The following is a 12,656-nucleotide window of genomic DNA, read 5'->3' on the forward strand; positions in this document are numbered from 1 at the left end:
CTCCTTAATGGACGGGTGCTGTTTTTTTCTGTAAAAAAACGTCATTTCATAGATCCTTTCACCCGATTTGTGTCAGTATGATTAAAAAACCTTAATCGTTGCGTAAAGATGATTGATAATCTAAATTTCCTTCTGTTAAAATGGAACAATTAAAATATGAAATAACTTCTTGCAGTGGAAAAGGGAGGATAGAAGTCAGATTCACAGAAGTGAAAAATCAGAGAGTATCTGAATAAAAATAAAAGGTACATAGAATAAGAACCAACTAGAGGTTTCAGCAGAATATTGGAGGAGTTAATCATGTTTCGCCAAACGGATAACCGCCGCTACATCCCTGCACTGGATGGACTTCGGGCAATTGCCGTTATGACGGTCATCGCCTATCATTTTCATCTTGGCTTTGCAAAGGGAGGATTTTTGGGGGTTGATGTTTTCTTTGTTTTATCGGGTTATTTAATCACATCTATGATCCTCCCGGAAAAAGGAGAGACGCTTAAGCTGAACTTTGCCGCATTTTGGACAGGCAGGTTGAGGCGATTGCTCCCTGCCGCTTTCGTTATGATTACGGCAACGTTTGTATGGGTGATGTTTTTTGACAGAGAGCTTGTGGGCACACTTCGCGGTGATGCTGTTTCGTCCCTGTTCTACGTCAGCAACTGGTGGTACATTTTTAACGATCTTTCGTACTTTGATCAATTTGGATCGCCGTCACCTTTTAAGAACCTGTGGTCGCTTGCCATCGAAGAACAGTTTTATATTATTTGGCCAATGTTGCTTGCAGCCGGTCTGTTTGTCTTTAAAAAGCGGCTGAAACTGGCGGCTGTCATAGCGGGTTTAGCTGTTTGCTCAGCGGTTCTGATGGCTGTTCTCTTTCAGGACGGAACGGATCCGAGCCGCGTCTATTATGGAACCGATACGAGGGCATTTGAGCTTCTGACGGGCTGTGTCCTGGCTCTTGTATGGCCGATGAAGCGTTTGACTTCAGGCAGGGTACCGATTGGACATAAGGTATCGCTGAACGTTATCAGCTTCGCAGCTTTTGGAATTCTTCTTGCCTGTTTTCATTTTGTCACTGAATATCAGGCGTTTCTGTACAGAGGAGGAATGTTTTTAATCTGTCTGAACGCAGCCGTTCTAATTGGAGCCGTGAGTCATCCGGTCAGCTATTTGGGGAAGATTCTCTCTTTTAAACCCCTGCGCTGGATCGGGACGCGGTCATACGGCATTTACCTGTGGCATTACCCTGTCATTGTGCTTGGCACGCCCGTCCATGAAATAGGAAATCCGGTTTACTGGAGAGTCGGGCTGCAGCTTCTGCTGATCCTGGTCATCGCAGAGCTTTCATACCGGCTGATAGAAGTACCTGTCAGAAGAGAGGGTTTCAGGGGATTTATCAAGCTTACATGGACAGACTTTTCTCTATCAAGAAAAGCAGCATCACTTGTTGTATCTGTTCTGTTTGTTTTCTTTGCCGCTGGAGCACTGGGGATTGTTGAAGGAGAGAAAAAAGAGATGCATTCTTCTCCTAAACAGGTCAAAATCAGTGATAAGCAGGAGAAATCGCAGAATAGCAGCCCTTCAGAAAAAGAGGAGCCGAAGACAGAGGACCCGTCTGCTAAGGAAGTCCTCGCCATTGGTGATTCTGTCATGATTGATATAGCTCCAAAGCTTCAGGAAGAATATCCGGGCATTACGATAGATGCTGAGATTGGCAGGCAGATGCGCCAGGCGGTCAGCCTTGCTCCTGAATATAAAGAATATAATGAGCAGAATAAAGCGGTTGTCATTCATCTCGGAACCAATGGATACTTTCCGGAGAACCAGCTGCAGGAATTGCTCGATTCGTTCTCAGAAGCCGACGTCTATCTGGTGAACACCCGGGTGCCGAAGGAATGGGAAAGCAGTGTAAACCGTCTGCTGCAGGAAAAAGCAGCGCAAAACGAAAATGTTACACTGATTGACTGGTATGCAGAATCCATTGATCATCCCGAATATTTTGGAGACGACGGAGTGCATCTTGGAAAAACAGGTTCAGAGGCTTTGACTGACCTGATTGCCGAATCAGTCAATAAAGAAAAATAGAAGAGAAGGCTGTTCATTCAACTGCGGATGAACAGCCTTTTTATGTGCATAAAAAAAGAGATGCCCGTTATCAGGCATCTCAAGGCTGCATATTTATTTCCGGTACGACAATTCTGCAATCGCATCATGCAGATGGATGGATTCTTCGTTCCGGCATTCGACGCGGAATGCTGAAACAAAGTCAAGCTCGTAAAGGTCTGCTGCAACGAGGCGGACCATGTCTTCCACGAAGCGCGGATTTTCATAGGCTGTTTCTGTGACCATTTTTTCATCCGGGCGTTTAAGGACCGGGTGGATCATGGCACTTGCGTTTGTTTCCGCTGCTGTGAGGAGCGCCTCTTTCCAGTCACGCTCTTCGTTATAGCCTTCTGCAAATTCTACTTCCATTGTAATGAATCCGCGCTGATTATGGGCGCTGTACTCACTGATTTCCTTTGAACACGGGCAGAGTGTAGTCACTGCACATGTAAGATTTGCACTGGATGTGAAGCCTTTACCTTCTTCATAGCGGATCTTCATGCCTGCAGTGGCGTGGTTTAAGCCGGCAAGCTCTGAGCTCGGTCCTTTCCGCTCGTAGAACCATGGAAAGGTTACGTCGATTTCAGAATCTTTCTGTTTCAATCGTTCAGCAAGCTCTTTTGTAAAGTCATAGAGCTCATTGATGGACATGGTGAATCCGCCGTTTAAGCGGTATTTCTCAAGCTGTTCTGTGAAACGGCTCATGTTGGTTCCTTTTGCTTCATATGAGATGGATGACGTCATTTTAAATGAAGCCACTGTTGTTTGCTGTTCAGGCGACAGCGAAGATTGAATAACAACGGGATATTTGACATTGCTGATGCCGACAGCATTTATATGAAATAAAAAGTCTTTTTTTGAATTTTGCAGATCCGGCATTTTGTCCTTTTCAACCGGTTTGGTTTTCTTGCCTGGTTCTACTGACCCAAATAATCTGTGTCTTTCTTTTTTGGGCGGTAACTGTAATTCTCTGTTCATAGCTGATCTCCTCTCGAGTGCCTCAATACTAGAGAGTATACTGTACAATGAAAGATTACGGCAATGAAAAATGCTCAATCGTGGTTAAAGACCGGATAAAATCAATTCTGCAGCCTGCCGGGCACCTGATATATTTCGGGCAATCGGTCCTACCTGAAGTTCTGCCAGTGCACCTGTTACATACAGCCCCCGGTCCCACTGCAGGTGCTCATTTACAATTGGATATCCGCAGTCGGCGCATGTTAAATTCTCGCGTTCTATTAAAGGATTTATCCATTCTTTTCCCGGCAATGACGGCAAAAAGACGGTTGCCAGAATGACTGATTCAGCCTGGATGAGACTGCCGTCCTTTCCATGAAGGACAAGCGTCTTCCCGTCTGCAGCCGCCGTTTCAACTTCGAAATCCCTCCATTCAAGCATACCGCGCTTTTTTAAATGATGAAGTTTCACATGAAGATCCCTTGTTATGGAGCCGCGGTGCCTTGCCGCCTTTATATCATTGCGTCTGATGGCATAATCAGTTTCCATTCTGAAGGTACGCTGATTTTTCGGTCCAAGCCAGCCGGGATCGCTGTCAAAGAGTTCAACTCTGAAGGGGTGGCGCTTTAACATCGTTACTTCTCCAGGATAGAGTCCTGCGAGCTTATTTGATAAGTGGGCAGCCGTCATTCCGCCGCCAATGACCGCTACCGGACCGGGAAGGTTATCAAGTTCCAGGTCCTTATCAAAAACATGGTAGATATGATCAAACTCTTTTTTCGCTGCTTCAGCCCACTCTGGCCAATAGGGCTGTTCTCCAATTCCAATGGCAAGCACCACATTTTCTGAAATCAGCGTTTTCCCGTCTGAGAGAGTAACCTCCCAATGGCCACCCCTTTTTTTCAGTGTTTCTGTGCGGCCCTGGACCCAGCAGTCTTCAAGGCTCAGCTCCCGGTATAGGTGCTCACAGTGTTTTTTAAATAATTCAAGAGAAGGTCTTTTGAATCTGCCATAGAAGCCTTGATGTCCCTTCTGTTTGGAAAAGCGCTCGAGTCCAAAGGGATTCATCTCAATATGGTGAACAGAAGGTGACCGTAAATATGGCATTGATATGGCTTCTGTGCATGTTCTCCAGTTCTCAAGAGGCTTGGAATGGGGATCAATTACTTTCAGTTTTTCTTCACTGGTTTTCTTGCTTTGCAGAAGAAAAGCAGCCATTGTCATTCCCTGGACTCCGCCTCCGATAATAATCCATTCGAACATAATCCCACCCCTAAAACGTAATTGTTACGATTTAATTATTTTACCCAATGAGCACGTATTTGGCAATAGGGAAGAGATTTGTCATGAAATTGCATAATTTATGGACTTGCCCCGTATGATATAATGCTAGGAGAATTAATAGGATTGGAGATCTAAGATGAAAAAACCGGCGTTTTCTATTGTGAAAGAGTCTCTCGCTCTTGCATTAATAGGGTTGTTTATTTATCTTTTTATATTCATAGATTTCGGGGACTTCCAGATTGACGCCCCTAAATCGTTCTTAAATTTAAACACGATTTTTCTGAGCATTGTGCTTGAAGCCATTCCCTTTATTCTGCTCGGGGTATTTGTTTCAGCTTTGATTCAGTCATTTGTATCGGAAGAGATGATTCAAAAATACCTTCCTAAAAATGCTGTCATTGCCCTGTTTCCTGCAGCACTGCTGGGAATTATTTTTCCTGTCTGCGAGTGTGCCATTGTTCCGATTGTGAGACGGTTAATTAAAAAAGGCATGCCTCTTCATATCGGAATTGTATTCCTTGTTTCTGCTCCGATTTTAAATCCGGTCGTGTTCGCGTCTACATACTATGCCTTTCAGTCATCAAAAGAAATTGTGTACGGCCGCATGGGACTTGCCTTTATCGTTGCCATCCTTGTCGGACTCGCAGTCTATCTGATTTTTAAAAACCGCGATCAGCTGAAATGGACAAGGGAGGAGCTCGTTGGGAGAACCGTTCCAGCTGAACCTGTCAAGGGAGTAAGTAAATGGAAAGAGACACTGTTCCATGCAAGCGATGAGTTTTTTGAAATGGGGAAATACCTCATTCTGGGTGCCTTCATCGCAAGTGTCTTCCAGACGTTCCTTGACCGCTCCCTGCTGACGGATCTTGGTTCAAGTGAATTCCTGTCTCCGGCCATTATGATGGCATTTGCCTACATTCTGTCGCTTTGTTCGGAAGCAGATGCGTTTGTCGCTGCCTCTTTCGGCGGGACATTTACGGCAGGCTCCCTGCTTGCATTCCTGGTTTATGGACCAATGATCGATTTCAAAAATACAATCATGCTGTTCGCTTTCTTCAGAGCAAAATTTGTCTTTGCTTTTATTGCAATTGTAACAGCAGCTGTTTATCTATCCGTGCTGGTTTATCAGCAGGTAATCCTGTAAGGAGGAAAACCGATGGAAAAGGAAAGAGATTACCGTTTTCACCTATATTTGCGCGGCATTATTCTGATGGGCTTTACGATGCTTCTTTTTAAACTCATCGTCACTGGAGACATCCGGAATTTCATTGCACCCAGGATGCTTCCGTTTATCTATTTTGCTGTTGTCACATTTTTAATTCTCGGTGTTGTCCAAATCTGGAGAAGCGGCAGCAAAAAAGCGGAAGAGCTCTACTGCAACTGCGGTTTTGATCACTCAGGAAAAAGTTCGCCGATTCAGTCGCTTGTTATCTACTCGTTCTTTATTTTTCCGGTTGTGACAGGGTTTGTTTTTCCTGACACCGTTCTTGACAGCTCAATTGCTGCAAAGCGCGGCTTTAAAAACGGTCTGGCCCAGTCTCAGGAGCAGCAGGCAGGATCAGAAGAAGACGCTCAGATGGATGAAGACCTCGCTGATTTGTACTTGCAGGATCCGGATGAATATATGAAGCAGCTTGAGGAACGCGTAGAGGAAAAAACGCAGTCGCCGGAATCAAGTTCGGACGTTCCTCTTGAGCATCCGGACGGATTTCAGATCCAGGCACCTCCCGATGGCTTCTATGAAGAGCTGGAAGCAGATATGCTGAAAATGGACAAAATCGTCCTGACAGAAAAAAACTATATCGCCATGACCAATATATTGGATAAAAACCCTCAGAAGTTTGAAGGCAAAGAAGTGGAAATGCACGGATTTGTATACAGGGAAGAGGGCTTTGAAGAAGACCAGTTTGTTGTCGCGAGATTTGGCTTGTCATGCTGTGTGGCGGATGCTTCAGTGTACGGAACTCTTGCTTCCATTGAAGACGGGGAGACATACGAACAGGATGAATGGGTAAAAGTAAGCGGCAAACTAAAGAGTGTGAAGTTTAAAGACTGGACGCTGCCGAGTGTCGAGATTCAGTCAATCAAGAAGATTGAGCAGCCGAAAGAACCATATGTATATGAAGAATATTAAAAAGCGGGGCAGCTGCCCCGCTTTTTTTTTCTTATTTTAAAGCATTAACGGCATTGATTAACCCGTGTCCTGCTTCACCGTCATATCCATTTTTGAAAAGATCTACAGAAGAAGATTGAACAATGTGTTTTACTTGGGAAGGAGAAAGCTTGTCCTTTCCATGCTTTGCGATAATGACTCCTGCAAGTGCTGCAGCTTTTGGAGCAGCCATGGATGTGCCAGCCTTATATCCATATCCTCCGCCAGGGATTGTAGCTAAGCACAGATACGTATTGTCTCTTCCTGCACCTGTAGCTGGATCATAATTCGGTCCTAAGTCACCGCCAGGAGCGATAACATCAATTTTACCTACACCGTAATTCGAGTAAAATGCAAGGTTTTTAAGCTGTCCGCCTGCAGAAACGCGAATCATGCTCTGGCTGCTCGGACTTCTGTGTGTAGCGCCATTGTCATCGCCCGATAGTTTTCCAGGGCTGCTGATGTCGAGGGCATTATTTCCGGCAGATCCGACAACCGTTACACCCTTTTTGATTGCGTATTGAATGGCTCTGTTGAACAGTCTTACGTCTGCTACAGTGTCCTTTGTTGCATATTCAGGGTTTTGGAACCAGTCGTACCCGCCAAGCGACATGTTGACAACATCCACATTGTCATCCGCAGCCGTCATAAGCGCTTCTGCGATATGCGCTGTTTCAGCTCCTCCTGTTGGACCGAATACACGGTAAGCCGCTACTTTCAAGTCAGGACCGACACCCATTGTGCGGCCTTTTGCTGCAATTGATCCGGCAACATGAGTACCGTGGCTGTTCTGGTCCATAGCATCGGGATAGCCCGGCACGAACGATTTGCCGTAAGCATAGTTATCTTTTAAATCCGGGTGATTGTAATCAATGCCTGTGTCGATGACCCCAACTACAATATCATTGCCGTCAACGGATTTTCCTGTTCCGCCTGGAAGGGTCCATGATTCGCCGTTATTGGTTACTTGTTTAATGTCCCATTGCAGGGATTCATATAAATCTGCTGCTTGTGTATTTGCTTCAGGTGTAAAGGCTGCTTCAACAGCCGGTGATTCCGGGTAAAGCTTTTTTTGGACACCTGCATCCTGTACGCTGGAGGATTTTTTAATAGCTGTCAAAAAGTCCGGATTAGCAGAAGAAACCTCTACGGCACCAACCTTTTCAAGCTTGTCGCTTACTTTTCCTCCTGCTTTTTCAATCAGCTCCTGATAGCCGGATGGAAGAGTGTTTTCATGTTTGAAAACCACCAGATAGCTTTTTTCCGGAGCCTGGGCAGAACCTGTCGCAGCAGCCCCTCCAAATACTGCAGAAGCACAAAGTGCAGTACTTAATACGCCTGCCATAAATCCTTTTTTCAATGTCATGTATGTATCCCCCTTTATTTTCTTAATTTTCATTATAGTATAAAAACTAGATCGTTTTTCTTTATTGTTCGAGTGGTTTCGACAGGTTTTTGGTGCGCTATCTATCTTTTGGCAGGAGAAATGATAATATCTTACAATAATTAGATAGCAAGATTGGATTTTTCCCTCCTTCAAAAAGAGTGATAATACAAGCTAGTTAAAAAAAGTGTCGAAAGTATAGTTCTAAGTACACAAAAAGACGCCTCTGTATATCAGGCGTCTTTACCGTCAGTAATATGCTTTTTTTCTGATGGTACTTCCTCTTTTTGAAGAGGATCAATCGTGTGCTCATATTTATATGCTTTAGATGTTGTGAGTACACTCAAAAGAAGAACAATTAGAATAATGAGAATGCATATCGCAAAGATTACATACATGCTGGTCCCCCCTGTATGTCCACATTGTATCAGATTTTCATGTCTTTTTTGTTTTATTTTTTGTGATTCTGGGTAACGTAAGAATAGATTTAAGGAGGAGATTCATATGTCTGAAAAACTAATTCAAACCGTCAACAAACAAGTGGCAAACTGGACTGTCCTTTATGAAAAATTACATAACTATCACTGGTATGTAAAGGGCCAGAACTTCTTCACCCTTCATGAAAAATTTGAAGAGCTCTACAATGAAGCACACGTCCACATCGACGAACTTGCAGAGCGTCTGCTTGCACTTGAGGGAGCGCCGGTTGCAACGCTCAGAGAGTGTCTGGAGCTGTCCACCATCAGTGAAGCAGAAGGCAAGGAGACCGCAGAGCAGATGGTTCAGTCCACTTTCAATGATTTCACAAAAGTGGCGGAAGAGCTGAAAGAAGGCATGGAGCTTGCCGATGAGGTAGGAGATGAAACGACAGGAGATATGCTCCTTGCAATTCATCAGAGTCTTGAAAAGCATAATTGGATGCTGAAATCATTCTTGGGAAAATAAGGCTGCCGGATGGCAGTCTTTTTTTGTTTGATAGGGTATCTGCTAGAGCAAGCAGGCGAGCACAGCATATGATATAAGGATTTTATTTTTCATGAAAGGATGGCATAGAAAATGTCTCGTCCAGAAATGGGCCTGCTTATGCTGACTTCTGTCTACTTTTCTGTATTGACTTTCATTGTTGGAGAACTGCACGAAATTTTTCTGATCCTGCTTGCGCTGATGGCCCTGGAACTGGTTACTTTTATACTCGCGGATATTTTAAGCAACAATAAAAACCTTTTAAAAAACGCAGCTTCCAGATTTGGAGCTAAGGTCATCATTGTTGCAGTTGTGGCAGTAGCAAACCTCATTGATTTGATACTCAACACAAGCTACCTTGTCCGCGACGGCACAATCTGCTTTTATATCGTGTTTGAAGCCCTCAGAATCCTTCGCAACGCACACTATGTCAAACTGCCGGTCCCCCAGTTTTTAATACGGATTCTTGAGCTGATGGAACAGCTGCTTAGAAAGTAGCCCCGAATAAATTGTCCTCCAATGGGAAAAAAATAAAAAATGGACAAGTAAAGGGGTGGCTGAACAATGCCTGATACAAAACAAACGTATTATGTCACGGTTGCTAACGGAGAAATATCGAGACTCAGCACGCAGGCGCCGTGGGACTATCAAATTGAAGCGACAGAAGAAGAAATTACGTCGCTCAGAGAATATTTTGACCAGGTGTATTCTTCTGACTGGCAGGGGTTTTTCAGGGCCCATGTGCCATATCTTGAGTATCATTATGACAGGCAGAACGATGCAATTGACCGGACCAACATCAAGATTTTTGAAATGATTTATGAACTCGGAGACGAAGAGGCAAAGGAACATATCAAGTCTCAGGGGATATTAAAAAAGATTGAAGAACAACAATAGGTCTTATACAATTTCATTCATTGTGATAAGATTTTTATGGACACATAGAAATTGAGGGATTGGAAATGTTTCGATTTAAAGATTATTATCACAATGAAGTGCATTTATCGTTTGAAGAACATCCATTTTCAGAAAAACCGAAACACGTCTGGGTGATCTGCCGGTATGGAAACCGCTGGCTGCTCACCATACACAGGGACCGCGGCTTTGAATTTCCCGGAGGAAAAGTTGAAAAGGGTGAAAATCCCTCAGATGCCGCTCTAAGAGAGGTAAAAGAAGAAACGGGAGCAAGTGTTTCTAAGCTGCATTATGTCGGGCAATACAAAGTGCTTGGAAAAGAAAAAACAATCATTAAAAACATTTATTATGCAGAAATCGACGAGATCATCCCGCAGGCTGACTACCTTGAAACAGAAGGCCCCATTCTTTTTGAAACACTGCCGACGGACATCGGAAGAAACCGCAGATTCAGTTTTATTATGAAAGATGACGTCCTGCTGAAAAGCATGGAACGAATATTAGAGCGCTTTATGTAAAATCCCGGTTCAGAGGAAGCCGGGGTTTTTTTTGTGAAAAAACCCTTTCACTCTTGGAAAATATAGTAATATAAAGAGAGTGTACTACGGAATGGAGGACTACAATGACCCACAGTGAACCAAGATACATATGGATTGCCATTGCTTTGCTGCTTGCCGTTTCAAGCTTTTTTGTTATATTAATCGTTCCGCAGACGGTGCATAATGTTCTTTTTCATACTCCGAATACAGCCATTATCCAAACACCGAGACTTGTTCTTTATATCTACGGCATCTCAATCGCGGTGCTGGCCCTTGCCTGTTTTTTGATGTACCTGAACCAAAAGAAGCTCTGGAAAGCGGCGCTGCCTCTTGCTGTACTCGGACTGATCGGACTTGGTCTTGGAACGGACCATTATAAAGTCGTTACCTATGATGAGATAAAATACAGCGATGCATGGACGTTTGCAGAAACAAGCTACAAATGGTCAGACGTAAAGGAAATTATTACGGAAGATTCGGAAGATCAAGCTGTCAATTGGCAAGTGAAGCTGTTTTTCAAGGATGGAAATGAACTTGTATTTTTAAGAGACAAACGGTTCAACAGCAATCATTCGAATTTTTATGCGGCTGCGAAAATGCATGGAGTGCCTTACAAGGGGATAAATGACAAATAAGGCTTCCCCTTTGGAGGAAGCCTTTTGTTTTATCTTTATACGCCGATTGCAAGATCTTCTTTTTTCAGATAATCAGCAAGAAGGTCCGGTGCGCTCAGATAAATGAGGCCGTTGCCTTCCAGGCTTTTTGGGAATCCAAGCGGGATGGTCCGCTTCATGAGCTGGGCGTAAATTTCCGGCTCTGACATTTTTCGTTCAAACTCGCTTTCAGAGAGAGGCTTCAGCAGTGCCAGAGCTCCCGACACATGAGGTGCCGCCATGGATGTGCCGCTGAAAATAGCGTATTTGCCGCCGGGGACTGTCGAGACAATTTTTTCACCGGGTGCAACGGCATCTATTTCATTATTGGAATTTGTAAAGTAGGATGACTTTCTCTGCAGGCTAACAGCTCCTACTGAGATGACTTCATTATAGCAGCCGGGATAGGAGAATTCGGACGTTTTGCTGTTGCCGTCTCCTTCATTGCCTGCTGCACAGACAACTAAAATCTGATTTTGAACAGCTTTTTGAACCACTTCATGAAGCTCAGGCACATCAGATGGACCTCCAAGAGACATGGAGATGATGTCTGCTTTTTCTGAAATGGCATAATCAATTGCGCTGATAATCCATTCATAGGCGCCTGATCCTTCCTCGCCGCCCAGAGCTTTCAGAATAAGCAATTTAGCCTCAGGTGCAACGCCGACAACGCCCGAATCAGGGTTAACTGCTGCAATTGTTCCGGCAACATGAGTTCCGTGTCCATTGTAGTCAGTGAAGTTTTCGGGATCGCCATTGTCATCATCGGTAAAATTGCGGCCGCCGATCACTCTGCCTTCAAGATCAGGATGCTGTGCGTCGCATCCGGTATCAATCACTGCAACGACTACGTCCTTTCCCTTAAACCCCTTGCTCCAAATCGACGGGGCCTGAATCAGATTTACGCCTTCCGGAATCTGCTGAATATCTACGAGCTGGTCTTCAACTTGGTACGGGATTAATCGAACAGATTTTTCCATAAAAACCCCTCCTAAATTGTTTCTCGCAAACTAGTAACCGGCAAATGAGCAGTGAGTAATCAGAACTTTCTGTTAAATTCTATCATTTTCCAAAAACTCTTGCAAATGCCAAATAGACTAGAAAGAATATAGGATTCATGATTGGGGCGGGAGGTGGCAAAGCGAGGATGGTACCCTATAAATCGGCTGGAGCAAAGTAGAGGGTACTAAAAAGCGAGAATGGTACCCTGTAAATCGGCTGGAGCAAAATAGAGGGTACTAAAAAGCGAGAATGGTACCCTGTAAATCGGCTGGGGCAAAATAGGGGGTATTAGAAAGCGAAAATAGTGCCCTATAATTCGGCTGGAGCAAAATAGAGGGTACTAAAAAGCGAGAATGGTACCCTGTAAATCGGCTGGGGCAAAATAGAGGGCACTAAAAAGCGAAAATAGTATCTCATAGATCGGCTGGCGCAAAATAGAGGGTACCAAAAAGCGAGAATGGTATCCTATAAATCAGCCGGCGTGGAATAGAGGGGTATTAGAAAGCGAAAATAGTGCCCTATAATTCGGCTGCTGCAAAATAGAGGGTGCCAAAAAGCGAAAATAGTGCCCTAAAAATTATCCGGCGCAGAATAGGGGGCACTAAAAAGGTAAAATGGTGCCCTATAAATCAGCTGACACAAAATAGAGGGCACTAAAAAGCGAAAATAGTATCTCATAGATCGGCTGGAGAAAAATAGAGGGTACC

Annotated in this window: 13 protein-coding genes; 8 read left to right on the forward strand and 5 right to left on the reverse strand. The window is 44.2% G+C overall.

Going from position 1 to position 12,656, the window contains the following annotated elements; all coding sequences use genetic code 11:
* The first annotated feature begins 300 nt into the window (after positions 1-300).
* Positions 301-2,082 carry an acyltransferase family protein gene (locus ACTSEZ_RS12505; RefSeq protein ID WP_369734528.1) on the forward strand — a complete coding sequence of 594 codons (1,782 nt, stop codon included), beginning with the start codon at positions 301-303 and terminating at the stop codon, positions 2,080-2,082.
* A 93-nt stretch (positions 2,083-2,175) separates the two neighbouring features.
* Here ACTSEZ_RS12505 and folE2 read toward each other — a convergent pair whose 3' ends face one another.
* Positions 2,176-3,078 carry a GTP cyclohydrolase FolE2 gene (folE2, locus tag ACTSEZ_RS12510; protein WP_369734529.1) on the reverse strand — a complete coding sequence of 301 codons (903 nt, stop codon included), beginning with the start codon at positions 3,076-3,078 and terminating at the stop codon, positions 2,176-2,178.
* 84 nt (positions 3,079-3,162) lie between these two features.
* Positions 3,163-4,320, reverse strand: coding sequence for an FAD/NAD(P)-binding protein (locus ACTSEZ_RS12515; protein ID WP_369734530.1), 1,158 nt, complete (start codon positions 4,318-4,320; stop codon positions 3,163-3,165).
* 157 nt (positions 4,321-4,477) lie between these two features.
* On the opposite strand from ACTSEZ_RS12515, the gene ACTSEZ_RS12520 reads away from it, so the two are divergent.
* Together ACTSEZ_RS12520 and ACTSEZ_RS12525 are read left to right on the forward strand one after the other, a co-directional pair.
* The gene (locus tag ACTSEZ_RS12520) at positions 4,478-5,485 is read left to right on the forward strand and encodes a permease (protein WP_369734531.1); all 1,008 of its coding nucleotides are present in this window, start codon (positions 4,478-4,480) and stop codon (positions 5,483-5,485) included.
* Positions 5,486-5,497: 12 nt separating this feature from the next.
* A complete protein-coding gene (locus ACTSEZ_RS12525; RefSeq protein WP_369734532.1) occupies positions 5,498-6,475 on the forward strand; it encodes a TIGR03943 family putative permease subunit in 978 nt (325 codons plus the stop codon).
* A 31-nt stretch (positions 6,476-6,506) separates the two neighbouring features.
* Here the strand turns inward: ACTSEZ_RS12525 and ACTSEZ_RS12530 are convergent, their stop codons facing one another.
* Together ACTSEZ_RS12530 and ytzI are read right to left on the reverse strand one after the other, a co-directional pair.
* The gene (locus ACTSEZ_RS12530) at positions 6,507-7,859 is read right to left on the reverse strand and encodes a S8 family serine peptidase (RefSeq protein ID WP_369734533.1); all 1,353 of its coding nucleotides are present in this window, start codon (positions 7,857-7,859) and stop codon (positions 6,507-6,509) included.
* 251 nt (positions 7,860-8,110) lie between these two features.
* Positions 8,111-8,275, reverse strand: a complete 165-nt coding sequence (gene ytzI, locus ACTSEZ_RS12535) for a YtzI protein (protein WP_369734534.1) — start codon at positions 8,273-8,275, stop codon at positions 8,111-8,113.
* Between the two features lie 106 nt (positions 8,276-8,381).
* Here ytzI and ACTSEZ_RS12540 point away from each other — a divergent pair, with 106 nt between their 5' ends.
* The 5 genes from ACTSEZ_RS12540 to ACTSEZ_RS12560 all read left to right on the forward strand — a co-directional run bounded on the left by ACTSEZ_RS12540 (position 8,382) and on the right by ACTSEZ_RS12560 (position 10,929).
* Positions 8,382-8,822 (forward strand): Dps family protein, encoded by a 441-nt coding sequence (locus ACTSEZ_RS12540; protein ID WP_029278834.1) that lies wholly within the window; start codon positions 8,382-8,384, stop codon positions 8,820-8,822.
* A gap of 111 nt (positions 8,823-8,933) precedes the next feature.
* The gene (locus ACTSEZ_RS12545) at positions 8,934-9,338 is read left to right on the forward strand and encodes a phage holin family protein (protein ID WP_369734535.1); all 405 of its coding nucleotides are present in this window, start codon (positions 8,934-8,936) and stop codon (positions 9,336-9,338) included.
* A gap of 66 nt (positions 9,339-9,404) precedes the next feature.
* Positions 9,405-9,737, forward strand: coding sequence for a hydrolase (locus ACTSEZ_RS12550; protein ID WP_369734536.1), 333 nt, complete (start codon positions 9,405-9,407; stop codon positions 9,735-9,737).
* 65 nt (positions 9,738-9,802) lie between these two features.
* Entirely contained in the window at positions 9,803-10,273 is a 471-nt protein-coding gene (gene ytkD, locus ACTSEZ_RS12555) for an RNA deprotection pyrophosphohydrolase (protein WP_369734537.1), read from the forward strand.
* A 104-nt stretch (positions 10,274-10,377) separates the two neighbouring features.
* Positions 10,378-10,929: a hypothetical protein gene (locus ACTSEZ_RS12560; RefSeq protein WP_369734538.1), complete on the forward strand. Its 552-nt coding sequence runs from the start codon at positions 10,378-10,380 to the stop codon at positions 10,927-10,929.
* 35 nt (positions 10,930-10,964) lie between these two features.
* Here the strand turns inward: ACTSEZ_RS12560 and ACTSEZ_RS12565 are convergent, their stop codons facing one another.
* Positions 10,965-11,927, reverse strand: coding sequence for a S8 family peptidase (locus ACTSEZ_RS12565; RefSeq protein ID WP_369734539.1), 963 nt, complete (start codon positions 11,925-11,927; stop codon positions 10,965-10,967).
* Positions 11,928-12,656: the final 729 nt, after the last annotated feature.

Origin of the sequence: Metabacillus mesotrionivorans (assembly GCF_052171315.1) — a bacterium.
In the GTDB taxonomy this organism is placed as follows: Bacteria; Bacillota; Bacilli; order Bacillales; family Bacillaceae; genus Bacillus_P.